25 protein-coding genes and 1 riboswitch are annotated in these 24738 nt (G+C 37.7%); of the genes, 1 reads left to right on the top strand and 24 read right to left on the bottom strand.

What is annotated here, in order from left to right:
- Positions 1 to 32 precede the first annotated feature (32 nt).
- The 4 genes from QE109_RS12850 to QE109_RS12865 all read right to left on the bottom strand — a co-directional run bounded on the left by QE109_RS12850 (position 33) and on the right by QE109_RS12865 (position 3553).
- Complete coding sequence (locus QE109_RS12850) at positions 33 to 866, bottom strand: hypothetical protein (RefSeq protein ID WP_281094938.1); 834 nt, start codon at positions 864 to 866, stop codon at positions 33 to 35.
- A complete protein-coding gene (locus tag QE109_RS12855; RefSeq protein ID WP_281094939.1) occupies positions 863 to 2161 on the bottom strand; it encodes an FtsX-like permease family protein in 1299 nt (432 codons plus the stop codon). Before QE109_RS12855 ends, QE109_RS12850 begins: the two co-directional genes overlap by 4 nt.
- On the bottom strand, positions 2151 to 2822 hold the full coding sequence (locus QE109_RS12860) for an ABC transporter ATP-binding protein (RefSeq protein WP_281094940.1): 672 nt from the start codon (positions 2820 to 2822) through the stop codon (positions 2151 to 2153). Before QE109_RS12860 ends, QE109_RS12855 begins: the two co-directional genes overlap by 11 nt.
- A gap of 131 nt (positions 2823 to 2953) precedes the next feature.
- Positions 2954 to 3553, bottom strand: a complete 600-nt coding sequence (locus tag QE109_RS12865; protein ID WP_281094941.1) for a putative periplasmic lipoprotein — start codon at positions 3551 to 3553, stop codon at positions 2954 to 2956.
- A 165-nt stretch (positions 3554 to 3718) separates the two neighbouring features.
- On the opposite strand from QE109_RS12865, the gene QE109_RS12870 reads away from it, so the two are divergent.
- Positions 3719 to 4996, top strand: a complete 1278-nt coding sequence (locus tag QE109_RS12870) for a DDE-type integrase/transposase/recombinase (RefSeq protein WP_281094942.1) — start codon at positions 3719 to 3721, stop codon at positions 4994 to 4996.
- Positions 4997 to 5598: 602 nt separating this feature from the next.
- On the opposite strand, the gene QE109_RS12875 is transcribed toward QE109_RS12870, so the two are convergent.
- The 20 genes from QE109_RS12875 to ilvB all read right to left on the bottom strand — a co-directional run bounded on the left by QE109_RS12875 (position 5599) and on the right by ilvB (position 24738).
- The gene (locus tag QE109_RS12875; RefSeq protein ID WP_281094943.1) at positions 5599 to 6741 is read right to left on the bottom strand and encodes a Fic family protein; all 1143 of its coding nucleotides are present in this window, start codon (positions 6739 to 6741) and stop codon (positions 5599 to 5601) included.
- 386 nt (positions 6742 to 7127) lie between these two features.
- Positions 7128 to 7256 (bottom strand): hypothetical protein, encoded by a 129-nt coding sequence (locus QE109_RS12880; RefSeq protein ID WP_281094944.1) that lies wholly within the window; start codon positions 7254 to 7256, stop codon positions 7128 to 7130.
- A gap of 30 nt (positions 7257 to 7286) precedes the next feature.
- Positions 7287 to 7646: a hypothetical protein gene (locus tag QE109_RS12885; protein ID WP_281094945.1), complete on the bottom strand. Its 360-nt coding sequence runs from the start codon at positions 7644 to 7646 to the stop codon at positions 7287 to 7289.
- Positions 7646 to 8515, bottom strand: a complete 870-nt coding sequence (locus QE109_RS12890) for an AraC family transcriptional regulator (protein ID WP_281094947.1) — start codon at positions 8513 to 8515, stop codon at positions 7646 to 7648. The genes QE109_RS12885 and QE109_RS12890 overlap by 1 nt, the downstream gene beginning before the upstream one ends.
- A gap of 288 nt (positions 8516 to 8803) precedes the next feature.
- Complete coding sequence (rlmD, locus tag QE109_RS12895) at positions 8804 to 10354, bottom strand: 23S rRNA (uracil(1939)-C(5))-methyltransferase RlmD (protein ID WP_281094948.1); 1551 nt, start codon at positions 10352 to 10354, stop codon at positions 8804 to 8806.
- 66 nt (positions 10355 to 10420) lie between these two features.
- Entirely contained in the window at positions 10421 to 11137 is a 717-nt protein-coding gene (locus QE109_RS12900) for a Crp/Fnr family transcriptional regulator (protein WP_281094949.1), read from the bottom strand.
- Between the two features lie 135 nt (positions 11138 to 11272).
- Entirely contained in the window at positions 11273 to 11467 is a 195-nt protein-coding gene (locus QE109_RS12905) for a 4Fe-4S binding protein (RefSeq protein ID WP_281094950.1), read from the bottom strand.
- A gap of 100 nt (positions 11468 to 11567) precedes the next feature.
- Positions 11568 to 12332 (bottom strand): 4,5-DOPA-extradiol-dioxygenase, encoded by a 765-nt coding sequence (ygiD, locus tag QE109_RS12910; RefSeq protein WP_281094951.1) that lies wholly within the window; start codon positions 12330 to 12332, stop codon positions 11568 to 11570.
- A 99-nt stretch (positions 12333 to 12431) separates the two neighbouring features.
- A complete protein-coding gene (locus tag QE109_RS12915) occupies positions 12432 to 13634 on the bottom strand; it encodes a hypothetical protein (RefSeq protein ID WP_281094952.1) in 1203 nt (400 codons plus the stop codon).
- A gap of 29 nt (positions 13635 to 13663) precedes the next feature.
- Entirely contained in the window at positions 13664 to 13792 is a 129-nt protein-coding gene (locus QE109_RS12920; protein ID WP_281094953.1) for a hypothetical protein, read from the bottom strand.
- 34 nt (positions 13793 to 13826) lie between these two features.
- On the bottom strand, positions 13827 to 14291 hold the full coding sequence (locus QE109_RS12925; RefSeq protein ID WP_281094954.1) for an RNA polymerase sigma factor: 465 nt from the start codon (positions 14289 to 14291) through the stop codon (positions 13827 to 13829).
- 269 nt (positions 14292 to 14560) lie between these two features.
- Positions 14561 to 15232 (bottom strand): flavodoxin family protein, encoded by a 672-nt coding sequence (locus QE109_RS12930; protein ID WP_281094955.1) that lies wholly within the window; start codon positions 15230 to 15232, stop codon positions 14561 to 14563.
- Positions 15229 to 15798, bottom strand: a complete 570-nt coding sequence (locus tag QE109_RS12935) for a TetR/AcrR family transcriptional regulator (RefSeq protein WP_281094956.1) — start codon at positions 15796 to 15798, stop codon at positions 15229 to 15231. The genes QE109_RS12930 and QE109_RS12935 overlap by 4 nt, the downstream gene beginning before the upstream one ends.
- Before the next feature lie 256 nt (positions 15799 to 16054).
- A complete protein-coding gene (gene metA, locus QE109_RS12940) occupies positions 16055 to 16960 on the bottom strand; it encodes a homoserine O-acetyltransferase MetA (protein WP_281094957.1) in 906 nt (301 codons plus the stop codon).
- A gap of 11 nt (positions 16961 to 16971) precedes the next feature.
- Positions 16972 to 18261, bottom strand: coding sequence for a homocysteine synthase (locus QE109_RS12945; RefSeq protein ID WP_281094958.1), 1290 nt, complete (start codon positions 18259 to 18261; stop codon positions 16972 to 16974).
- A gap of 145 nt (positions 18262 to 18406) precedes the next feature.
- A riboswitch (SAM riboswitch) is annotated at positions 18407 to 18506 on the bottom strand.
- A 158-nt stretch (positions 18507 to 18664) separates the two neighbouring features.
- A complete protein-coding gene (locus tag QE109_RS12950) occupies positions 18665 to 19771 on the bottom strand; it encodes a DEAD/DEAH box helicase (RefSeq protein ID WP_281094959.1) in 1107 nt (368 codons plus the stop codon).
- 152 nt (positions 19772 to 19923) lie between these two features.
- Positions 19924 to 20736 carry a polyphosphate kinase 2 gene (gene ppk2 / locus QE109_RS12955; RefSeq protein ID WP_281094960.1) on the bottom strand — a complete coding sequence of 271 codons (813 nt, stop codon included), beginning with the start codon at positions 20734 to 20736 and terminating at the stop codon, positions 19924 to 19926.
- Positions 20711 to 21589 carry a diguanylate cyclase gene (locus tag QE109_RS12960; protein WP_281094961.1) on the bottom strand — a complete coding sequence of 293 codons (879 nt, stop codon included), beginning with the start codon at positions 21587 to 21589 and terminating at the stop codon, positions 20711 to 20713. Before QE109_RS12960 ends, ppk2 begins: the two co-directional genes overlap by 26 nt.
- Before the next feature lie 111 nt (positions 21590 to 21700).
- Entirely contained in the window at positions 21701 to 23041 is a 1341-nt protein-coding gene (gene ilvA, locus QE109_RS12965; RefSeq protein ID WP_342637148.1) for a threonine ammonia-lyase, read from the bottom strand.
- A complete protein-coding gene (gene ilvB, locus QE109_RS12970; RefSeq protein ID WP_281094962.1) occupies positions 23029 to 24738 on the bottom strand; it encodes a biosynthetic-type acetolactate synthase large subunit in 1710 nt (569 codons plus the stop codon). Before ilvB ends, ilvA begins: the two co-directional genes overlap by 13 nt.

Below are 24738 nucleotides of genomic sequence, written 5' to 3' on the forward strand. Positions count from 1 at the left end.
ATAACTGCCAATGAATGTTGGCTTTTCTATACTTATCTAGACGAAAACCGACTTATCAATTGGTTACCCTTATAAAGGGAAACCAATACATTTATTAACACGAAAACAACTATAAAAGGCGTTAAGCTTAAAAACATGTTCAAAGATATAAGTAGTGATGCAATCAAAGTCTGTGTATGAGCTATAAATAAAAATATAACACAACTCACGGTTAACACACTTAATATTACGTTTATGAAAATAGCGATTGTGAGGAAAATCAATGTACCTGCAAATAAAAGCATGATATTACGTCTATCTGTGCAGCCAACGATCCATAATCGGTACATTTCTTTTTTACGTTTTTCTAAATACTTACTCACTAAAACCGCATAAGTTAAAAATGATATGATTTGAGTTAGTCGATTGATGATATTTGTTGATATTTGAATGCCTTTAATCAAATTTTGACTGGCTGTGTACTTGCCACTTACCGCTGTACCACCAAAATAGTGTGACTGTATATAATTCCCCATTTCCAGTAAATCACGATAATCTCTTATGATGATGACCGCTGTATTCAATTGATCGGCATCATATAGAACTTGTTCAATATCCGGATGGTTTTGAAGTTCAACTATGCTGACCATTATTTGTTCTTCTGTGATTAAATGTTCCTGTAGTGTTTCTTCAAATTGCCATCTTATAGTTCTATTCGTCTCAATATCTGCTTGTACTTCTTCCTCTGTAAGCTTTACAATCCATGCTGATACCATTTGTGTAGAAAAAAAGATAAAAAGACCTATTGAAAAAATCGTTATAAAATGTCGACTTGAGTTTTTACTCCCCATCATACTCATCCAAAGATAGTACCCCATTTTTTTCATTCCACCACCTCGGCGATGGCATCTAACGGTTGGATGGCATTGATTCTTTTAAGGTTTATAAAGCATGAAAGAATTGGTAAAAGCGTTAGCATGGCAAAAGTAAAAATTAAATCTCGACTTTCGAAAATCAATTTTAAATCTCTAAAAAAAAGTGAGCCATTATCAATTATGAATTTCTGACCTATGCCCACAAAAATTAAACTGAATAGCATCGTTACGAGATAAGTACTGATTCCCCATATAGCTATTTCCATCAATAACATTAAATTGACATCCTTATCTTCATAACCTAAAGCTTTCAAAGTGCCTATTTCATTTGTTCTAAGTAAGATGATTCGTTTTACCAATTCCGTTTGTAATAAGAATCCTAGAAAAAATAGTATTAAACTTATAAATAATACCAATTGCATAAAAGGTTCTATCATTCTTAGTCCAGAGCCAGGTCGTGCACGCATGTGTAAAATTACACTATAATTTTTTAGTAAAACTTGTAAGTCAGCTATCGTTTCATTCGCTTGTTTCTCATCATCCACCATAAGTGAATAAACGACTGAAAATGGTGAATTCATATCATTTAAGACTGTTTCTACCATATCAATTGATTTTTGATTGTCAATTATACCAACACAAGATAACTGATGTGCTTTTAAATTATCATAAACACCAATCACAGTAAATGTATCTGTGTACTCTTTGTTTTTAACCAATTGGTTATCTAACAATTTATAAGAAAAATAACTTAATTCTATTGATTTACCTATGAAATCAGAACCATCAAAATAATCAATATCTAGTTTTAAATGCTCTTCATATATTGCATTGAAACTTAGAATCTTAGGGAGAATGATGACATTCTGTTCACCCTCTTTAAACCATCTGCCTTCAATAAGATATCTTTCATCCACATATTGATTTGATGTTGTGCTCAGCTCACCATATCTTATTTCATTTTTGGGCTTCTTATTGCCAGTTAATTCAGATACGTTGTTTATATTGATACTGACTCCCCAAGATTCTTGACTGATGCTTTTTACATGTGGATTTTTTTCTTTATATTCATTTAGAAAATCTATGACAATAGGCCAATTGTCAGTGTCATCAATGTCTATCATTATTGAACGAAAACCTGGTGACTTAAACAATATATTCTCAGAATGTATGATTAATGAGTGCGTCATAACCCCTATCAATATAACCAATTGGGCCGTTAGCATCATGACGATGCTACTTTTAAACCAACTCTTTTTCCAATAGTTCAGATTTTTCAGTATAAGGAATAATCGCTTATTTGACATGGCGCACCTCGATAAGTCGCCCAGCCTTCATGGTAAGAAGTGTATCAGCATACTCCCATGTTTGCTCACTATGTGAAGCGATAATGATCGTTTTATGAAGCGCCTTTAATTTGACAAATTGATCTAATACCAGCTGCTCATTTTCAAGATCTAAGTTTGCAGTAGGCTCATCCGCTAATATGTATTTGGGCTCATTGGCAAGCGCTCTTGCAATAGAAACGCGCTGTTTTTCTCCCCCTGATAGTTGGCTGGGATAATGCCCTAAACGATCGGTTAGCCCCATAAGATTAAGTAGTTCATGTGCACGTTCTTTAGTATCTTTAAGTGTATACTTTGGATTAATTAGCAATGGGACCATGACATTTTCAAGTGCTGTATAGGCAGGATTTAACTGAAAATCTTGAAATACAAAACCAAGCATTTCTCGCCTATGATGCGATTTTTCCTTATGTGATGACGCTATTGATAAACCTTCAAGGTTTATCGTCCCTTCAGTGGGGGTATCCAAGTAGCCGATGAGACCCAGCAAAGTCGATTTGCCCGAACCTGAAACACCTCTGATTACATAGATGTGACCTTCTTCTGCTTCAAATTGAAATGAAAAATCACTTACTGCTGTTACATTTCCGAAACTCTTAGTGACATTATTGACTGATATCATGATGCCTCCTTTTTGATGCCTTTCTTAAGTGAGATTGACTATTCATTTAGTTTACTGCTAATAAAACTTACTTTTCAAAGTAATTGTACTTCAATTTTTCAATACTTTGTATTATATAAAAAATATATTCGCTATTTTTTTCCCCGTTCCCAAGAATATAACATTACTCCTTTTGTTTCTGTTAAAACCCATTCATCATTCTCGTTTTTTCTAAAGATATTTGTTCTATAGAAACCAGAAGCATAATTAGTAATCGTTTCATTACTTTTTTCCTCAATTATGAGCTCTATTTTATCTAAATAGGAATATTCTTCCTTATACTTACTCTCCTTTAAATATGCCCTTTCAATAATTACGCCTTCATCGTAGATTGTAGGTATATACACTTCATATTCACCTTTATCAAAAAGAATAATTCCATTAGGATCCTTTACTTCTTTGCCGTTAGAATCAGTAACTACAAGACTTTCATAAATATCATTTTTTATTAAATCGTTCATATATGTGAACTTATATATATTAAAAAATTCTTCTCTCGAAGGTATTTCTACTCTGGGTTTAGTCACAAATTTAGAGTCTGTCATAGCTTTTATAGGTTCCCAAGTTTTTTCTAATATAATCATTGCTTCATCTAGATCGAAATCATTTTCAATGACTTCATAAGGTTCTATGTTCTTAGCGCATCCTCCTAGGAAAAATAATACAATAAATAAAATTAGTAATTTTTTCATATTCCCTCCTCTATAAATCAAGCGTATTGTCAACTAAACTTACTTAGTTTAGCCTTACAACCTTTGTTTTTCGAGGTTTCACAAAAAAATATAGTGACCCCCCATTTTTTAAGTATAATTGATTCACCACAAACCATTATCCTGCCAAAAAAGAAAGGAGTCACTATGGTGTCAATTATACGCTATTTACTCGTTTTAAATCAATCTTTGTTAGCTCAAATCCAATATCTTTTGAAATTTATTGCTTCAAACATCAACCTTTACAAAGATGAAGAACTCCCGAATTACCCTTACAAGAAGCTTGTTGTGGACAAACCACCAATAATCAAAGAGGTTAAGCTTCTTAACTACAAGGAATTGCTTAAAGAACATCTGATGTCCACTGGCAAGGAAATCAAACCAGTTGCCCTTCGAAAAGATTCTTCAATTCCCAAAGATGCTGTTTGTAGTCGTTGTGGTGCACCTCATCAGTATCTTTATGATAACAATGGTGGTCGTGATCAGCTCCTTTGCAAAGTTTGTAAGAATACATTTGATAAAAATACCAAACAGTTCAAGGTCTCGCGTATTCACTGCCCTTATTGTGGCAGACAGGTTGATCTTAAACACTCCAGATCAACTTTTAATGTCCATGATTGTCGCAACAAACAATGTTCTTTCAGGCACAATGCTTATGCAAAACTGACGGCTTCAGAAAAAGAAGACTGTGAGCTTCATCCGGAAAAATACCGACTTAGATACACTTATCGCGAGTTCAAGACTGACTTTTTCAAGATGGATATTTACTCGCTACCTAAAAATGCGCATACACTTCAGTTCAGAAAATTCTCACCGCATGTCATGGGACTCTGTCTCACTTATCTCGTCAACTGTAATCTTTCAACACGTGTTACGGCTAGAGTGCTTCGTGAAGTCCATGGCGTTTCTATTTCTCATGCTCACGTGGCCAACATGGCTAAAACCGCTGCTATTATTGTTAAGCCTTTCGTCGATAATTTAGGCTACAAGCCTACCGATTCTCTTGTTGCTGATGAGACATATATCAAAACCAAGGGCAAGCTTCATTACATCTGGTTTGTACTTGATGCGGTTAAAAAATCAATTCTTGGATACAAAATCTCTTCCAAAGGAGACCTCGAACCTTGCATGCTTGCCCTTCGAATGGCCTTTGATAAGTTCAAACCTTTCATCCAAGACAAAATCCAGCTCGTTGCAGACGGCTATCCCGTCTACAATCTTGCACATTTACTCTTTTCAATGAATCAAATGCCTTTTAAGCTGATAAAAGTAATTGGCCTTACAAATGATGATCCTGTTTCCACTGAACATCGTTTTCTTAAGCAGATCGTTGAACGATTTAACAGGACTTACAAAGCGTCCTATCGAATCACCCTTGGCTTTAAGTCTGATGAAGGCTCAGATTTTATTTGTAGCCTTTTATAACTTCTTAAGACCGCACAGCGCCTTCACAAACTATCTGCCTCTCAACATCATTCCTGAGGTTCAAAAGGCGCCTAACATGCCAGCCAAGTGGCAAATCCTTATCAAACTTGCACAACGACAACTCTTAGAATCTCAACTCAACTCTTAAATCTGCATTTCTGAGTTAACCAAGGGTGAAATCTGCATTCATCCATAATCAAATGGTCTTAATCAACCTTTGACTCACAAGAAAACGTTGATTTTTTTTAAAACCTTTTTTCATAGGTTATTTGACACTACCTTATAAACATAATAATTTACGAAATATATTTCCATTATACCCCAAATAAAATTTTGTTTCATTAATTATCCAATTGTATAACGCACCCAATCTTATATATAAAACTTAATCCAGTTGACATGTTTCCACATACAAAAATCCACTGAATGTCATCTAAGCACTCAGTGGATTTATTCATTGATTTTACTACGTGTTAACGTCTTTCCAACTTAACCACACACTCCACATGCTCCGTCCAAGGAAACATATCAACCTATTTTATGCATAAATATTACGTCACTATTTTTATCACTTCAAGGGTGGTTGAAGGAGCCACTCTTAATCAATCCTTATTGAACACATCAATATATCGCTTATAAATGAAAACTTTCTTGCGTGTACGATTATCCAAGTTGCTCAAGATACCTTCTTCGCAAAGCCTATCTAACAAGCGACCACTTGTTGCTACGCTTATTTCCAATTTTTTTGTAGCTTCTTCGATATTGACTGTCGGTTTGTCAAACAAACCTTCATATATAATGAGAGCATTCTCACTCGTGCGCCCCATTGCATTAATTTTCTTCAGGTCTTCTTCGCGAATGGATGTAATGCTTCTTGCAATCTCCACTGCCTCCTGAGCTGTTTCGATAACCCCGGTTAAGAAAAATTTAATCCAGGTTTCATAATCACCCTTTGCATGGATGTTGAATAAGCATTCATAATAGGCATGTTGGTTTCGTTTTATAAACTTTGATAGATATAGCGTTGGTTTATGCAAAATATCATTGGCTGCTAAATAGAACGCAATGAGTAGTCTGCCAACTCGTCCATTTCCATCTAAGAACGGATGGATCATTTCGAATTGACTGTGGATTAAAGCCGCTTTTACAAGTGGAGACATCCGATCATTTTCATGCATGAATTTCTCAAAATTATCTAAGCAGCTATTCAATTGATCAATTGAAGGAGGGATATAGCTTGCTGTACTGATTGAATATCCTCCAATCCAGTTTTGAGATTTTCTGAATTCCCCTGGCGTTTTGTTTTCTCCACGAACACCTTCCATGAGAATTCCATGAATTTCTCTAATCAATCTTAATGAGAGTGGTAGAGTTTCCAGTCTATCAAATCCATAACTTGTTGCTTTCACATAGTTCTCAATCTCTCTTACATCATTGGGGACTTCATCTGACATACCTGCTTCTGCCTTAATCAAGTCAGAAAAGGTAGCTCTGGTGCCTTCTATCTGGGATGATAAAGTCGCTTCTTTTCTGGCATACATATAAACAAAGTAACTGGGTGAGATTAATGTGTCTGTGACTTCATCTAGTCTCCCAATATATCTATTGGCTTCTGAAATCAAATAAATCATTTCATCATCATATTGAATTGTTGGATTCTGCGGTGGCAATGGAGCAGGTATAAAACTTGAATACTCTGCGTTTCCATTACCAACTTTTATATTTCTACCAGCTCTATTTTCCACATCACCACTCCTCACTTTTCACTATGAACTGATTATACTTTATTTTAATTAGCATTTCAATGTCTAAAATGAAAACAAAGTATTTTAGTACTCACTTTATCCCATTATACGCAAACAGAGCGCCCCTCATATAGAGCACTCTTTTTGAATGAATACTTCTTTAATTAATTAGCTTCGATTCCACAAAAAATTCTTAATCGCCTGTGCTGCTTCTGCATAAGTCAGATTTGATTACGACTTTGAAGCCGGTGCGACTTACACTCTTGAAAGCAACTTGAAATGAATCGATCATAAGATGAACCTCTACCATTACTATTCAGACATCCAATATCTGAATCAAATCTGAATTGTTCTGGTAAGGTGGGCAAGACCTCTTCTTCTCTTTCTTATGTTTCTGCCTTTCCAAATCCATGGACCACAATTATTCCTCTACCCCTTGATGAGAAATTTGGAACCAACATCATCAACTGCTCTAGTTCCTGAAGTTCTGAATCATTCATAAAATACTTTGACATCTTTTTATTAATTATTATGAATTCTGAGTTCTACATTCTTTCAACAAGATTGATTTCCAAATAAGCAACTAACTGACTATAATCATAATCGGAAAATACACCTTTTATGTTATCATAAAACACACTTTTGTAATAAAGCAAGAAATGTCCATGTTCACTTAGTATACAACACTCAGGCAATTCAACTTGTTTTCCTCTATTATATTTCATTTTCTCTGCACGATCGACTTGAAACAAATCCAATGCCTCAAATAATTTTCTTCCCGACATTTTCCCTTTACCACATTTTGTCGCTTTTACAACTTCTTCTACACTCATATTCATCAATAATGCGATGCAAGTCTGGCCACAAAGCCCCCTCAAATCTTGTGCTAATATCGCTGTATTCATCAATCTACCTCCACAGCTATCCATAATTCTTGACGATTCTCTTGGAGATAACATTCAATGACTGGCAAATTTGCTAATTTATACCCTGAATTAGGAAGCCACTCAGAATAAAATTCTCTATAGATATCTTGGACGGCTTTGGGAAGTTCACCATCTGCATTAATTACTACCCAGGTTGCTGATGGATAAGAAAATTCAGTCATTCCTTCAAGAACAGGCGCATGCTTACATTCAGGTACATCAACATGGCTCGTTACTGCAATTATATAATCCATTTCTTCTGAATTTCCCCATTTTCCTCCTACTGCAATCCCTAAAAATCCCGCAGGTCTGTAATCCGGAAAGTTCTCTATAAATCTTTTCATCGTCCCATCTTTCCAAGCATTTTCCCATATACTTGGCACATCTTCGAACGCAGTTGATGTACTTATACTGTTTAGTATTCCCATCACTTTAAATGCAGGCCACTGTTCAACTTGATAGTTCATTTGATTTTCTCCTCTGATTGAAATTTGAAAGGAGAGTTTTGGACAAGATTTCAACTGAACTATTCCAGTTCTGACACTTGAAGGTAATACCCCATGAAAATTTTTAAACGCCCTAGAAAAAGCATCTTGGGATTCATACCCGTACTTTAAAGCAATATCGATGATTCTATCCGAACTGTTTAACAAATCAAATGCCGCCATTGTTAAACGCCTGTATCTTATATATTCAGATAATGGCTTATCTGCAATATAAGAAAACATCCTTTGAAAATTATAAACTGAACACCCTGCGATTTTTGATATCAAATCATAGGATATTTCATCAGTAAGATTTTTCTCAATGTAGTTTATTACCTCGTTCAAATGCTTAACCCAATCCATTCTCTCACTCCCAGATCAATCATATCTTGTTACTAATACGTTTACTCGACTTTCTGTGCCGCATTTTGTAGTAGAGTTTTCGTTACTTTCACATGTCAAATCTCAAATTTGATTTACATTTCAACATTTCTATAATTTCACGAATGTATGTCTATAATAACCTTAACTTCCCGAAATCCAATCATGTCATCTATATTTTTGCCCATTTTAAAGGGCCAAAAACGTCATTTTTTTGATGTTTTTTGGCCCCAAAATCGGTTTAAAACCACTATATAATGTGGTCAAAATCTACTTTTTCGTGTTCGAACCACTACGCGTCATAAGAACTACCGCTTCAACATGCTCCGTCCAAGGAAACATATCATACGCATGCATCTCTTTAACCTTATACCCATTGTTCACAAGATACTTAAGATCACGTGCCAAAGACTCAGGTCCACACGATACATAGACAACTGTTTTAGGTCCAAGCTTCACAAGTGAACTGAGGAAACGCTCGTCACTGCCTGAGCGTGGTGGATCCATGAACACGACATCTAGTGATTCGCCTGCTTCTTCAAGCTCAAGCATAAAGTCACTTGCATCTGCTTGGAAGAATCTCGCGTTGCTGATGTGGTTGTTTTTAGCGTTAAATATGGCGTCTTTTACGGCGTCTTTGTTGAGCTCTACGCCGATGACTTCGCCTGCTTTATGGCTTGCGATTAGGCCGATTGTACCGATGCCACAGTAAGCGTCAAGCACGTTTTCTTTACCAGTAAGTCCAGCAAGTTCAATGGCTTTGTGATAAAGCTTTTCTGTTTGAACTGAGTTGATCTGGTAAAAAGACTTTGGTGAGAGTCTAAACACGGTATCACATAGTGTATCTTCTATATAACCTTTTCCGTAAAGGACAGTTTCATTTGGTCCAAGTACCATGCTTGTGCGTCTGTTGTTGACGTTAAACACAACCGTCGTAATTTCTGGATGTTCTTTTACAAGTGCTTTTACAAAGTTGTTCTTCGATGGGAAGATCGGGCTGCCACCGATGATGACCACCATGATATCGCCACTCACATGACCTTTTCTGATCATTACATGTCTTAAGAAACCTGTATCATAATCTTCATTGTAAGGTGTCAACTTAAACGAAGGCATTAAGCTTTTTACAGTATCTATGATGGCATTGGCTTTTTCATCTTGTATCATGCAGTTTTTAATGGGAATTACTTTGTGTGTATGTTCTTCATAGATGCCTGAAATATATTTCCCATTTTTATCATATCCATAAGTAGCCAGTACTTTGTTACGGTAGTGCTTCGGTTTATCCATACCGATGATCGGTGCAACTTTGCCAAATGGCTCAAGTAATTCACCAATTTTATGGTCTTTGTATTTCAGCTGGCCTTCATAAGTGAGGTGTTGTAATTGACAACCGCCACATTTTCCAAATACGCCGCACTTTGGCTCTGATGCAAACTGTTTTGCGATTCTTCTAATAACTGCGCTTTCAATTTCAAATTGACCCGGTTTCACATACTTGTTGCGCGGTGCGCTGTTTTGTGGTTTCTTATCCACTTTGCGTTCATGATAAAGCTTGGCTTTGCCATGTGAAGGTGTATCTGAAGAGGTAGATGAAGCGGGTTTAGCACTTCTTACATGCGATGGCTTAGCACTTTGCGGAGCCACTATTTCATCATCATAATCACTTTCATCATCCCATAGATCTTCATAGGCTTTGGGGATAAACTTCTTCTTTTTATCAAATGCCTCGTAAAATGGGCTGTTCTGTTTTTGTGATGGTTTTGGTTTCTTAGATTTTGATTTTGACGATGACTTTGGTGATGATTTTTTCTTATCCATATTGCACCCTTTTTCTATAAATTTATACGATTACGCGTGTGTCGCAATCTATTAATAATCTCGTTCTTAAATCAGTCCAACGATTTGTCTGAGTCTCGCCTTATCTAAGATGGTGATGCCGCCACGCTGTAGGGTGACGATGCCTTCTGAGGCGAAGTATTTGAGCATACGTGAGACGACTTCTCTGGCTGAGCCGACGTATTTGGCGATTTGATCGTGTGTCATGTGGATTTCTAGGGAACCGTCTCTGGAGATCTCGTCCAGTAAAAAGCTCGCAAGGCGTTTGTCAAAACTCATAAAGAGGATTTGCTGCATCGCCCACATTACATCTGAGAACCTTGCCACGGCTTCTTTGTTGGTGAAGTTTTCTATATATAAGTTGTTGGCTGCTAGGTCTGAGTAAACATCGGAGTTGATGATCAATAACTCACTGTCGAAATCCGCATCGATATGCACATCAAAAGTGATGTTGCTGAGCACACATGAAGATGATAAAACACAGACATCACCGGGTGTCAGTCTGTAAAGTGTCACTTCTCTGCCGTCCTCTGAAAGGATATAGGTTCTAAGGCCACCAGTTTGAATGAGCAGTATACCGATACAGTCACTATCGCCACCGTGGATGCTTTCACCTTTTTTATATTTAACGGGGTAAGTATTATCTATAATCCGTGTTTTGTCATTTGATGAAAGGTCTTCCCAAAAGGTTAGTGACTTTTCCAGCTCTATTTCAAGTGCCTCTTTATTGATTTCATGTAAACTCATAACCCAACTCCAGTTCATTTAAAATGTACCTTTTGCAAAGAAAAAAATCCCATCTGCATAGGTATACACATTATACCATACAATTGGGATTTTTACAGGGTGAGGCTTATGCCTTCACTATAACATTTTCGCCATTTATTCTGATGCGATCGTCTATTCTAAAACAAGCGCTCTAGTTGGACAAAATCTAATACATTTGCCACATTTGATGCATTTATCCATGTCTACTGTTGGTGCACCATAACCAATTTGACGCATTGCATCAACTGGACATACACGAATTGCTGGACATGGATGATTTTGTGGACATCTGTTTAATTTCACTACTAGTTTTAAATCATTACTCATTTTAACACCTCTTCTATGAAATACCTATTCTTCAAATTACTTTTTAGTCAACAGATGTTATTATAGGCTTTTCCCAAAGTAGCATCAGTGATTAAATCACTTATCTAAATAAATACCCAGTCATAGACATGGTCCCCATCAAGCATTTGTCATTGAAAACTTCGATTTCATCATCGTCAGTTACTGCACCTAGTGCATACAAAAGCGGAAAATAGTGATCCGGAGAACTAAATGCTCTATCTGTATAAATGTCTGTTTCATGATAGTTAATCGCTGCATCATAGTTACGACTAAGGATGTTCGTTTTGATGTAATCGTCAAAAGCTTGAGCCTCTGGGTAACCACCTTCCATGTTCCAGTTTATCAGTCCAAGGTTGTGGACGATGTTGCCACTTGCTAAGATGAGAACGCCTTCTTCCCTAAGTGACTTCAGTGCTTTTCCTATTTGATAATGCGCCTTTGCGGGTGCTTTATAGTCCACACTAAGCTGTACCACTGGGATTTCAGCTTCTGGAAACATACGACAAAGAACGGACCAAGTGCCATGATCGATGCCCCATTTATTATCTATAATAGTATTCACACCTACCAGACGCATTACTTCATCAGCGAGTTCTTTTGAACCTTTCACAGGGTATTTTAGTTCATATAGTGCTTTAGGAAAACCATACATATCGTAAATTTGATTAGGCACATCTACATCTGAAGTCTTCGTGCCATCAGTATACCAATGCGCAGAAATAGCCAAAATTGCTTTTGGCTTTGGTAGTTTACGCCCTAATTTTTCCCACTCTTTTGTGAATTCATTGTCTTCAATTGCATTCATAGGTGAACCATGCCCTACAAATAGTACTGGCATCTTCATTGTGACCTCCCTCTAAATAGGTTTATGTTAAAAGAATATACCCATTTAGAGAGAAGTACAACGAGGAAATAAGAAGGATGATACTAAAGTGTTTTTAAATTATAGTTCAAAGGATCCCATATTGGAAATCACTTGATCTGAGTTTTCGTCTTTGCCATGTTTTTCTCCGTCTTTAGAAGCACTTGAAGCTTTGATCACGCCATGGTTAACTTTAACTTTTTTCATGATGATGCCATAAAGCGATTCAGGGCATTTGAGTGCACCATAATTTTCTATTTTAACGAGTTTTTCTTCAAGCTCATCAGGTGAAACACTGTCATCAAACTTAAGTGAACCATAGTTGATGAGTGATAATGTTTTAAGTGTTTTAAGATAAAAATCTGTTATTTTCATCGCGCTAGTATTTGTGACTGCATTTGGATCAATGACTTTCACGTTTTCTACTTTTTCGATGATATTTAAAACCTCTTTATAATCAGGTTCATTGACTTCTAAGTTTTTACAGATAATCCCTGTCACTTTAGCAATCAATTCCTGTGCAGAAACTTCTATCACTAATTTGCCTCTTACATAGAGTTTTGGTGCTTTTAAGTTTGTAATAGTGTTTGCATCAAGTGTTAACTTGTCAAAATATTGATATTCAGGTGTAAGTACATGTTTTTCTACCTCTAAATAATTCTCAATTTTACCAGCGATTTTTTTGATGTTATCTTTGCTCACAATCACTGATTTTAGTACGCGAATATTTTTAAAGGTCTCATCAAAGAGCGCTTCATCAAATGTATCAAGTGCAATCAATTCATCTATCACAAGTTTAGTTCCAGGTGTTACACCATACATGTTGTTGTCAATCAAGATAAATTTACCTTCAACTAGTCGCTCTCCTTCTTTGTAGACCACTGAATCACCATTTACTTGTAATTTTCCAGTGAGGACACCAAGATCGCTTTCCATGATGAAGACGCGTCCGTTGATGGTTCCACGGTATATTTTACTTAAAAGCTGCGCATCGCCAATAGGTTCAACAAAGAGTTTGCCATTAACGACGATGCACACCTGACCTTCAAACGCTTCAAGCATCACTTTAGTCAGTCTATACTCACCATTTTGGATCACAAGTTCTATACCATCAGGTAAAGTCAACACGTTACCGATATTTGATTGTTCTACATTACTAATCGCAGCGCTTTGTTCATCTGTCACAATAATTGTACCGATATTTTCAATCTTGCCAATTTCTAAAACTTCTTCTTTTGTTGCTTTTCTTAGATCCAATAATCCGATATTTTTATAAATTTTCATGTAATCCTCCTAAGATTAATTTAATAGATTTATTTTGTCCAATTAAACCATTTTGCTTTTTGCTCTTCAATTTTTTCTTCTTCTTCGATAGGTCTAAATATGATTCTACCACTTGGATCATTAAGCCATAAGCCGTTATATAATTGATTGTTTTTCATAGGAATGCTCCTTCCTCATCTCACATAAATGATGCTATTCGTAAGGAACTGCCCTTCTAAGTTGACTGATTGCTTGACTGAGTCTCGACCTAACTGTCGATGGGTTCAGCCCTAATCGTTCGCCGATTTCTACACTGCTATAACCTTCTAGGTACCTAAGTACCACGACAACGCGTAGTGAATCGGGAAGCTGACTGAGCAAATCTGATGTGATCAAATGGTCTTCAATATTTGCTTCATAAGGCACTTCCATTGCTTCGTCGAAAACACCCTTTCGTCTTTCACGTCTAAATTGATCGATGAAAGTCGTTTTGATGGTAGTCAGTAGCCAACCTTTAATCTGCATCGGATGCATCTGTGCAAATAGCTCATATTGATCTATTGCTTTGACATATGCTTGCTGTACGAGATCTTCCGCATCCTCTTTGTGCCGGCATAGAGAACTGGCATATCTCAGTAAGTCCGATTGATAAGTTTCATAGATTTGATAAAGTTGCATGTTAACCACCTTTTGTGTTGTGTTTGCGATTACACTAATATAACGAATGAGAATCACAAAGTGTCCAAAGAAATTTAAAATATTTAAAAAGTTTTTTTTACATTCCTACTATTATATGCCCACACACAACATAAATAAAACGCATAAATCGAAATAGATCACAAGGATAGCTGCTTTCACATTATTCAGAGTATACGCAAAAAGACCCTATAGGATAGACATTTTTCTTTGTCTATTCTATAGGGTTCAGTACGCTCCAATATATAGCTTTATTTACTAATGTACTCAACGTACTTTTCAATCGGCATCAGTTCCATATCTAATTTGGCTTTTGTTTCTTCAGATACCTTCAAATTACTAGCTAACTCATATCCTGTAGTTGATACAATCTCCAAGTATTTGTTAACAATTTTCATGACTTCTGGATCTTTACTTTTAAGTAGCATACCACAATTTCTGTACACTTCTAGTATTGGATCCATTGTTTTCATTACCATTTTCATGGTTTCAAAATTATGCTCTCCTGGAAATCCAGCATTAGCTATAATGACCACCTCAGGTAATTTAATTTGCTGGTTTGCCATGTTATAGTTTCCATCATGTTCTACCACAGTTGGCCGCTTAATAGGGATAAGTCTATCCATGAAGTTTTTTAGATGTGCTGTCATATTCCATAGATAAACTGGTGTAGCAAAACAAACGATATCAGACGATAAACAAGTTTGAAGAAGGGTATCCATATCATCTCTGTGAATACATTTACCAGGCGTTTTATGCCAACATGCGAAACACCCGACACAATGGTTCACGTCTTTCTCACTTAAAAAAATATTTTCGACATCTGCACCAGCTTTTCTTGCACCCTCTAATAATGCAGTAGCAATGATATGCGTATTGCTATTTTCACCTCGAGGGCTTCCATTAAATACAGTTATTTTCATATGATGAGCTCCTTTAATAAATTAATTTGTAGAGTTAACATGTCCTTAGACATTGCAAGTATTGATGACGAGGTCTTCAGGCTATCCATAAAATATATAATATGTGTGGCAACAACTTCTATGTCAAAAGTCTTAAACACCTTTGTTTCTTGTCCATGTTCAAGAATCATCTTGAGTATATTGACACTATCTCTTATCCGCTGATTTAAACTTTCTCTTTGATCAGGTTCTGCAAATGCAAATTCATGAATTGCAAAATAAAGTCCATTCTTATCACTAAAGATATCTTCTACTTCCTTACGAAAATAGGCATCTATAATTCTCTCAGCAGGTACTTTTTTCTCAATATTTTCCACTACCACTGAACGATTCATCTCTAGATCAGCATCAAGCATCTCGATGAAAATCTCCTTAGTAGATGAAAAATGCCTATATACCCCTCCCCGGCTCATTTGGCATCTATCACATACATCTTTCATTGTTGCAGCAGTATATCCTTTTTCTGAAAACAAATTAATCGCGTTTTCAATAATAAATTGTCTAGTTTTATCCCCTTTAGTGATCATAAGCTAAATCCTCCCGCTCATAAGCGACACGCGTGTCTTTAATCGATTATACGACACACGTGTCGTTTTTGTCAAGGCTTTTTAATCACATATTAAATACCATAACTGCTAATACGAATTATTCTAACTGCAAGCGTTTATTGGAATTCAGCCTTAAAAAAAACCGAGCTTTAGAAAATTAGTTTTTATGCTAATTTCTAAAGCTCGGTTTAAACTAGTATATCATAACCTTTTGAGGCTATATTACATAAATAAATTAAAGCTCAAATGGCGTCTCCTGATACACATAGTAGTTCAGCCAGTTGGCAAAAAGCAGATGCCCATGCGAGCGCCACTTCACCACGATCTCTTTCTCTGGGTCATCCTCTTCAAAATAATTAGCAGGCACATCAATCGGAAGTCCTCTCCCCTTATCTCTAAAATACTCAAGTGATAACGTCTCTGGGTCATACTCCGAATGCCCAGTCGCATAAACCTCTCGTCCATCTTCTGACACGATTAGCCCAATTCCAGACTTTTCTGAGTAAGCCACGATTTCAAGGTTACCAGCTTTCTCAATATCCGCACGTCTAATTTCAGTATGCCTAGATTGCGGAATATAAAATGCATCGTCAAATCCCCTGAGCAACTTCACATGCTTGCTTTCAAGCTTATGCTCAAAAACACCAAAGCACTTTTTCGATAGTGGGTATTTTGGGATGCCATAGTGTTTATAAAGTGCCGCTTGCGCCCCCCAACAGATGTGGAAAGTAGCAAAGCCATGGTATCTGCTCCACTCCAAAATCGCTTCAAACTCCTCCCAGTAACTAACTTCTTCAAAGGGAAGATTCTCAACCGGTGCACCTGTGATGACGAGACCGTCAAATTTCAGGTCCTTTACACTTGAAAATGGGACATAAAACCTTTCAAGGTATTCTTTTGACGTATTTTGAGGGATATGACCATCTAACTGGATGAGCACAATTTCAGTTTGGAGTGGTGAATTCCCAAGTACTCTTAAAAGCTGCGTCTCAGTGGTTTCTTTCGTAGGCATGAGATTCAAGATACCGATCCTAAGTGGTCTGATATCTTGGTGCTCAGCTCTAAATTCTGTCATGGTAAATATATTTTCAGCTGCCAGTGTGGAAGCCGCTGGCAATTCATTTGGTATTATTATTGGCATGGGTCGCTCCTTTACAGCTGCGAAACATCAAGTGCCTGAGCAAGATCATCAAGTAAGTCATCTACATTTTCAATCCCGATAGAGATCCTAATAAGATCTGGTGCTACACCTGCTTTGATAAGATCTGCTTCGCTGAGCTGTGCATGAGTGGTACTTGCCGGATGAATCACAAGCGACTTAGCATCTGCAACATTTGCCAGTAGTGAGAAGATTTCCAGTGCTTCGATGAATTTCTTACCCGCATCAGCACCGCCTTTGATTCCAAAGGTAAAGATCGAACCCGCCCCTTTAGGATAAAACTTCGTTGCTAGGTCAAAATAAGGACTGCTTTCAAGGCCCGGGTATTTTACCCAGCTTACAGCAGAATGTGCTTCAAGATAATGCGCGATTTTTACAGTATTGCTCACATGTCTCTCAAGTCTTAAGGATAGCGTCTCAAGTCCTTGTAGAAGTAAAAATGCGTTAAAAGGACTTAAGCAAGCGCCTGTATCTCTGAGTAGCTGTACCCTTGCTTTTGTGATGTAAGCGGCTGCGCCAACATCTTGCGCATATCTGATACCATGATAACTCTCATCAGGTTCAGTTAAACCGGGGAATCTACCAGAAGCTACCCAGTCAAAATTGCCTGAGTCTACAAGTAAGCCACCGATTGACGTCCCATGACCACCGATGAACTTTGTCGCCGAGTGCACGATGATATCCGCACCGTGATCAAAGGGTCTAAAAAGATATGGCGTTGCAAAAGTGTTGTCCACGATTAGTGGGATACCGTGTTTATGTGCTATTTTAGAGAGTTTTTCTATATCGATGATATTGATCTCAGGGTTACCGATAGACTCTACAAAGATCGCTTTCGTTTTATCAGTGATCGCTTCTTCAAATGATTCAAGTCTAGAAGGTTCAACGAACTTTGTGGTGATGCCAAACCTAGGGAAAGTTACTTTAAAAAGGTTGTAAGTGCCACCGTATAGTGTGGTAGCCGCTACGATTTCATCACCTACACCAGCGATGTTCAAAATCGCATAAGTGACAGCTGCTGAACCAGAAGCGACTGCAAGTGCGCCGACACCACCTTCAAGTAATGCGATGCGTTTTTCAAGGACATCTGAGGTTGGGTTCATGATACGCGTATAGATATTACCCGGTTCTTTCAGGGCAAAAAGGTTAGCTGCATGCTCTACATCTTTAAAAACATAAGATGAAGTTTGATAGATGGGAACTGCTCTAGAACCCGTTGTCGGATCTGCTTCTTGTCCGCCGTGTACTTGAAGTGTTTCGAATTTAAGATTTTTGTCGCTCATGTTGTCATTCTCCTTTAATTTTAATTTACCAGAAGAAGAGAATCTTTGGGCATCGAGCCCTCTTATTCTGTCACAAGCAAGTTGTGACGAAACAACAAAGACCCCTTTCCAAGAAAGAGGTCAAAATATAAAAAGTTTGGGTCCTCTCTCATCTCTCAGTTTAAAAACTGCAGGAATTAGCACCATGCTAAAAAGCTGGTTGCCGGGCGTCATAGGGCCTGTCCCTCCGCCACTCTGGATAAGAGTATCTCGTTATTCGGTTTTGACTATATTAGCATGATAAAAAAGCGTTGTCAACATGAGATTTACAAAATACTGTTCTAATTGAAAATTATTCTCACATGTTAATTATGCTCAAATTTTCATAAAACTCATTTTATTACATGCCTTGTATACTGGTAGCTTAAGAAAAATGAATGCGCTTTATACTCATCTGGATGTATTCTTCAATATCCGCTAGTCTTTTCTCATCTTTGATGGTTAAAAAAGTATAGGTTACGCCAACAGTGCCAGCACGGCCTGTTCGTCCGATACGGTGAACATAGTTTTCAGTATCATCCGGTAAGTTATAGTTAAACACATGGCTCACGCCATCTATATCAAGCCCTCTTGCTGCGACATCTGTTGCCACAAGGTACTGAAGTTCTCCCGTTCTAAACTGCTCCATGACAAATTCTCGCTTTGCCTGAGTGAGTCCACCGTGTAAGACTTCTACAGAAAAACCATCTGCAAGCATATCTTTATAAAGGGATTCTGAACCCATCCTAGAGCGACAAAAAACCAGTGCTTTTTGCGGAAAATTTTGTTTTAACACGGTTTTAAAATCTGCATATTTCTTACGGTTTGAAGTGACAACTACGAACTGCTCTATCGCCTCTAACGTAATCTGCTTTTTAGGCGCTTTTACAAGCACGGGATCTACCAAGATCTCATGTGAAAACGAATCTACGGTTTGAGAAAGCGTCGCTGAAAAGCATAATGTCTGCTTTTTAACAGGTGTCTGCTCTAAAATCTCATCCACTTCTTTTCTAAAACCTATATGGAACATCTGATCTGCTTCATCGACGATCAACATCTTAAGCGCATCAAAATTAATAGCACCTCTTCTGAGATAATCTAAGATTCTACCCGGCGTACCAATCACGAGCTGTACTTCGCCACCAAATTTGTGAAGCTGTGCAACGACGTCTTGTCCACCATAAGCAGTGAGTATCCGCATCGGTGTGATTTCAGCAAGCTGTTTTGCCACTTTAGAGATCTGGATCGCAAGTTCTCTGGTTGGTGTGATCACGAGCCCTTGTATACGGTGGTCTTCAGTATCAATCGTTTGAAATAACGGTAAAAGAAAGGCTAAAGTCTTTCCAGTTCCAGTTTGTGCTTCACCTAGTACGTCTTTTCCCTTTAATGCCTGCGGTATACTAAGTGATTGTATCGGTGTTGGGGTATGAATCTCCATTGTTTCTAGTGCATAGACGAGTTCAGGTGAAACCCCTAATTTATAAAATGACATATTATCCTCCATGAAAATCATATCATTATATCACATCGCAAGATTTATAAAAAGTTACTACGGCTTTGTTTTTGGGGTAAATACTTAAGAGCTATATCAAATATACACTTTGATATAGCTCTTTCTCAATAGTCTTATATAACTTTTCTTATTTATTTATCCTTTTTTTGATGCTTTTCAGCAATCTTACTGGCTACATCTGGTACAAAATTCATAGAATCAATCGGCGGACGTACGTAACCCGTATTTTTTTGACGTTTTGGTAGTTCAAGTTTTTTCATCTCTACTTCTTGATATGGAATCTTTGATAGCAGATGCGATATACAATTAATTCTTGCATTTTTTTTGACATCTGATTCAATCACATACCAAGGAGAAGTTTCAGTATCTGTATACTGGAACATCACATCTTTAGCTTTAGAATACTCAACCCATTTTGACCTTGCTTCCAAATCCATCTCACTCAATTTCCATCGCTTTGTTTCATCATTGATCCGGTCTTGGAACCTTTCTTCTTGCTCCTCATCACTTACTGAAAACCAGTACTTAATCAAGATGATCCCCGAACGTATAAGCATGTCTTCAAACTCAGGAACAGTTTTAAGAAATTCCCAATACTCCTCATCTGTACAAAATCCCATAACACGTTCAACACCTGCACGGTTATACCAACTTCTATCAAACAAAACCATCTCACCAGCACTAGGGAGATGTGCTACATACCTTTGGAAGTACCATTGGTCTCTTTCCTTTTCTGTAGGTTTTGGAAGCGCAACCACTCTACAAGTTCTTGGGTTAAGACCTTCAGTGATACGCTTTATCGCGCCTCCTTTACCAGCAGCATCCCGACCTTCAAATAAAATGATTACTTTGAGTCCTTCTTGAACAATCCATTCTTGCATCTGTATCAATTCTGCCTGAAGTTCTTTCAGTTTTTTCTTATAGATTTTTTTGGATAGTTTCATTTGCCACCTCATACTTTCTTCTTTTATTTTCGTACATTTTTTGGTCTGCTTTTTTTAAGGTTTCATTGAGCATTGTTCCTTTTTCATCGCTTTCATATCCAATAGATAATGAAAGCCAACGCTCAGCGGATTGATCTTGATTGTACTGTTCAACAAGCGTATCTACACGCATCATGATATCAAGTGCTCCTTCTTCGCTACATGATTGTGCCAGAATTCCAAATTCGTCTCCTCCAAGTCTTGCAAGCGTATCGCCAAACCTCAAACTCTTGCCAAGGATTTCAGCCGCCGAAATGATTTGTTCATCACCCGCGGGGTGACCAAAATGGTCATTGACCCTCTTAAGCCCATCAATATCAATCACCATTATCACTACAGGTAACTTTAATTTAGTACCCAATAACCACTGAAAATATCCCCTATTATAGACTTTCGTTAATGCATCGTGACAACTCTTATATGTGAGTGTGCTAATCTTTATTTGGTATCGAAGTTCTTTTTTCCATATTTCGTTGAGAATAATCGATATCAAAAGTATGATCATCGCCCTTATAAAAATACTATAAGAAACTTCTGATTTGATAGATATTTCAAGTAAAATGTGGTAAAGAGAAAAAAATATGCCTAGCGGAACAGTCCATTTTGGGCGCCAAATGGCACTCATAGCTATGGGGATATAAAAGAAGTGTGTATAGAGTCGATCTGTTTTATATAAAATAGAAGCTACCATCGCTATAAACATTACGATCACAACGGTCGCTTTAATCAACAGCATTTCTTTTTTAAAAGAGCGTTCGCCACTTATAGCTTCTTCTTTTTTTTCGATTTTTTTATCTTTCAATTTGTTTTGCATCATATCACCAATAAAGCCACGATAAAACAAAAAAATATATAAGGGAATGGTTTAACAACTCACTCCCTTATATACCCAGTTTATAGGCAACATCACAAATTTGCAAAAGGCTTAATATACTTGTTTCACTGTGTAACCTATTAAGTTAAGTCCACCTACGATTTCTCTGATATGATCGTGCCCATTGGTTTCAACAGTAACCTGTAGCTGCACATGACTAAAACGATCAAAGTTCATAAACTGATTATGGTCAAGTTTGATGACGTTTGCTTTATGCTCTGATAAAAGCTGTGCTATATTCACCAGTTGTCCAGGTGTATCAGGTAAATCGACTGAGAAACAAAAGATTCGCCCACGCCTTGTCAGTCCTTTGTTAATCATCGCTGAAACTGTGACGACATCTATGTTGCCACCCGACACCACACACACCACTTGTTGATCAGTAACATTTAGTTTTTTTAGCCCTGCAAGAGATAGTACCCCTGCATTTTCAGCCACAATTTTATGCTTTTCAAGTAGCATTAAAAAAGTATCCATAATATCATAGTCACTTACAGTGATAATCTCATCTACATAACGCTTTGCCAGCTTGTAATTTGCATCCCCTACCCTTTTTACTGCCACACCGTCTGCTATGGTATGCACAGCATCAAGTTTACAGCTAGACGAGTTGTTAAAGGCTAGTTTCATAGAAGCAGCACCTTCTGGTTCTACACCGATTACTTTACATCTTGGATAATGTGTCTTCACATAAGCCGCTATCCCACCGATTAGACCACCACCCCCTACAGGTACCAGGACAATATCAGCCCCTGGAAGTTCTGACATAATCTCAGCACCGATGGTACCTTGTCCCGTCATCACATCAAAATCCTCAAAAGGATGGATAAAGACACGACCTGTTTGGGTGTTAATTTGCTTAGCATATTGATAAGCTTCATCGAAGTTATCACCGAATAGTATGACCTCGGCACCATATGCTTTTGTTGCATTGACTTTGATCAAAGGCGTTGCAGATGGCATCACAACAGTTGCCGAGATCCCCATCTCGCTTGCAGCCAGTGCTACACCTTGTGCATGATTTCCTGCAGATGCAGTGACCACACCAAAATGCCTTTCCTCTTCAGAAAGTTTACTCATTTTATAATAAGCGCCTCTGATCTTAAAAGCACCTGTCCTTTGCAAATTTTCTGGTTTGATATAGACTTGATTCCCACCTTCTTCACTAAAAAAAGAACTATAAATCAATGGCGTCTCCTTGATGACACCTTTTAGCACATCAGAAGCTCTGGGAATTTCATCTATAAGTTTAGCAATTTGATCTTCTATTTTGGAATCTAAGCGACTACTTTTACCATCACTTGGCGACATAGGTTGTGAAACTGTACCTTGAGGCTCAAATAAAAAATCGCGATGATATTGCTCTTTTGGTTTTAAATTTAAGTTCTCCATGGTGCTACCTCTAACATCTCTTCGATGCCCTTTCCTGCTGGAATAATAGGATATACACCTTCGTCAGGGTGAATTTCACATTCTATAAGTACAGGTCCTTCAACCCACTTTACTAAATCAAGTACTGTCTGAAGTTCAGCATGTGAGGAAACGCTATAACCTTTTATACCATAAGCCTCAGCCAGTTTGACGATATCAACTGATTGGTTGGCATCAGTTTCACTATACCTTCCTTCGCAAAATAGACCTTGCCATTGTCTCACCATACCAAGTGAATGATTATTCATAATCACAGTTGTAATCGGTAAGTGGTATTTGCTCACCGTCTCAAGTTCATTACAATTCATCTTAAAACTACCATCTCCTGCAATATGAAGTACACGCCCTTTTTTTGCCACTGCTGTTCCTATAGCTGCACCAAGACCAAACCCCATAGTACCAAGCCCACCTGAAGTGATAAAAGTTCTAACATGCTCAAAATGATAGTATTGTGCCGTCCACATCTGGTGTTGACCCACTTCAGTTACTACTGTTGTTTCTGCACCCGCATAAGCCTTTAATTGCCTAAACAGTGCTGGGATGTTGAAGCTTTGAACTTGAGTCGATGCTTCATTGGTTACTTCATTTCCAGTCTCATCAGAACTTTCAATTTGAAGCTTTTCAAGGTCTTTTTCTCCTGTCCAAACACAACCTAATGATAGCTGAGTCAAGGTTGCTAACGCCTCATGGATACTAACGCGCCATGGAAAATCCACTTGTTTATTCTTTCCAAATTCACTTGAATCTATGTCTACATGGATGATTTTAGCCCCTTTACAAAATTCTTCTGATGCACCTACCACACGATCGCTAAACCTAACACCTAGTGCTATGATCAGATCAGCACTTGCCATGTATCGATTTGATGGTGCATGACCATGCATACCTATGAGTCCTAGTGATAAAGGATGCGTCTGTGGAAAAGCACCACTGCCCATAAGTGTATTGGCCACAGGAATATGTGCTTTACTTGCCCACTTAAAGAGAGCATCGTTTGCTTTTGAGATATTGACACCACCACCTGCTATGATGACAGGACGTTTGGCAGTCTTTACGGCATCATATATCCCTTCCGGTAGCGGATGTTTTTCATATCGCTTCCTATCAGCTTGCTGCACACTTGCTACATCTGAATTTGTTTTATATTCCGTTTTTTGTGTCAATATATCTTTTGGGATATCTATCAGCACTGGTCCTGGTCTGCCTTCTTTTGCAATCTCCATCGCCCGGTAAAGTACTTCTTGAAGTTGCTCGATGGATTTGACCATCTCACAATGCTTGGTGATGGTAAGCGTCATCGCTGTTATATCAACTTCCTGAAAAGAATCCCTTCCAATCAACCCACTAGAAACTTGTCCTGTAAGGATCAAAACTGGAGAGGAGTCCATATAGGCGGTTGCTATGCCTGTGATTGTGTTGGTCGCACCGGGTCCTGAGGTCACTAAGCAAACGCCAACTTTTCCCGTCGCTCTGGCGTAACCATCTGCTGCATGAACCGCCCCTTGTTCATGACAAGTACGATAATGTTTGATGCCTTGATCATCCTGATAAAGTGCATCATATATAGGGATAACTGCACCACCAGGAAACCCAAAAATACTTTCAACCTTATATTCTTTTAAACACTTCAATACTATCTCAGCCCCTGATAGCAACAT

Source organism: Fusibacter bizertensis (assembly GCF_029914245.1).
Classification (GTDB): domain Bacteria; phylum Bacillota; class Clostridia; order Peptostreptococcales; family Acidaminobacteraceae; genus Fusibacter_C; species Fusibacter_C bizertensis.

What these genes read in the sequence shown, in the direction of transcription:
- QE109_RS12855 (WP_281094939.1), bottom strand. Translation starts at nt 2,161, where the DNA reads ATGTCAAATAAGCGATTATTCCTTATACTGAAAAATCTGAACTATTGG.
- QE109_RS12950 (WP_281094959.1), bottom strand. Translation starts at nt 19,771, where the DNA reads ATGTCATTTTATAAATTAGGGGTTTCACCTGAACTCGTCTATGCACTA.
- QE109_RS12945 (WP_281094958.1), bottom strand. Translation starts at nt 18,261, where the DNA reads ATGAGCGACAAAAATCTTAAATTCGAAACACTTCAAGTACACGGCGGA.
- QE109_RS12880 (WP_281094944.1), bottom strand. Translation starts at nt 7,256, where the DNA reads ATGTCAAAGTATTTTATGAATGATTCAGAACTTCAGGAACTAGAGCAG.
- ygiD (WP_281094951.1), bottom strand. Translation starts at nt 12,332, where the DNA reads ATGAAGATGCCAGTACTATTTGTAGGGCATGGTTCACCTATGAATGCA.
- QE109_RS12885 (WP_281094945.1), bottom strand. Translation starts at nt 7,646, where the DNA reads ATGAATACAGCGATATTAGCACAAGATTTGAGGGGGCTTTGTGGCCAG.
- QE109_RS12860 (WP_281094940.1), bottom strand. Translation starts at nt 2,822, where the DNA reads ATGATATCAGTCAATAATGTCACTAAGAGTTTCGGAAATGTAACAGCA.
- QE109_RS12850 (WP_281094938.1), bottom strand. Translation starts at nt 866, where the DNA reads ATGAAAAAAATGGGGTACTATCTTTGGATGAGTATGATGGGGAGTAAA.
- metA (WP_281094957.1), bottom strand. Translation starts at nt 16,960, where the DNA reads ATGCCAATAATAATACCAAATGAATTGCCAGCGGCTTCCACACTGGCA.
- QE109_RS12865 (WP_281094941.1), bottom strand. Translation starts at nt 3,553, where the DNA reads ATGAAAAAATTACTAATTTTATTTATTGTATTATTTTTCCTAGGAGGA.
- QE109_RS12890 (WP_281094947.1), bottom strand. Translation starts at nt 8,515, where the DNA reads ATGGATTGGGTTAAGCATTTGAACGAGGTAATAAACTACATTGAGAAA.
- QE109_RS12920 (WP_281094953.1), bottom strand. Translation starts at nt 13,792, where the DNA reads ATGAAAAACAATCAATTATATAACGGCTTATGGCTTAATGATCCAAGT.
- QE109_RS12935 (WP_281094956.1), bottom strand. Translation starts at nt 15,798, where the DNA reads ATGATCACTAAAGGGGATAAAACTAGACAATTTATTATTGAAAACGCG.
- ilvA (WP_342637148.1), bottom strand. Translation starts at nt 23,041, where the DNA reads ATGGAGAACTTAAATTTAAAACCAAAAGAGCAATATCATCGCGATTTT.
- QE109_RS12905 (WP_281094950.1), bottom strand. Translation starts at nt 11,467, where the DNA reads ATGAGTAATGATTTAAAACTAGTAGTGAAATTAAACAGATGTCCACAA.
- ppk2 (WP_281094960.1), bottom strand. Translation starts at nt 20,736, where the DNA reads ATGAAACTATCCAAAAAAATCTATAAGAAAAAACTGAAAGAACTTCAG.
- QE109_RS12915 (WP_281094952.1), bottom strand. Translation starts at nt 13,634, where the DNA reads ATGAAAATTTATAAAAATATCGGATTATTGGATCTAAGAAAAGCAACA.
- QE109_RS12930 (WP_281094955.1), bottom strand. Translation starts at nt 15,232, where the DNA reads ATGAAAATAACTGTATTTAATGGAAGCCCTCGAGGTGAAAATAGCAAT.
- QE109_RS12900 (WP_281094949.1), bottom strand. Translation starts at nt 11,137, where the DNA reads ATGAACTGGAGTTGGGTTATGAGTTTACATGAAATCAATAAAGAGGCA.
- QE109_RS12870 (WP_281094942.1), top strand. Translation starts at nt 3,719, where the DNA reads ATGGTGTCAATTATACGCTATTTACTCGTTTTAAATCAATCTTTGTTA.
- ilvB (WP_281094962.1), bottom strand. Translation starts at nt 24,738, where the DNA reads ATGTTGCTATCAGGGGCTGAGATAGTATTGAAGTGTTTAAAAGAATAT.
- QE109_RS12960 (WP_281094961.1), bottom strand. Translation starts at nt 21,589, where the DNA reads ATGCAAAACAAATTGAAAGATAAAAAAATCGAAAAAAAAGAAGAAGCT.
- rlmD (WP_281094948.1), bottom strand. Translation starts at nt 10,354, where the DNA reads ATGGATAAGAAAAAATCATCACCAAAGTCATCGTCAAAATCAAAATCT.
- QE109_RS12925 (WP_281094954.1), bottom strand. Translation starts at nt 14,291, where the DNA reads ATGCAACTTTATCAAATCTATGAAACTTATCAATCGGACTTACTGAGA.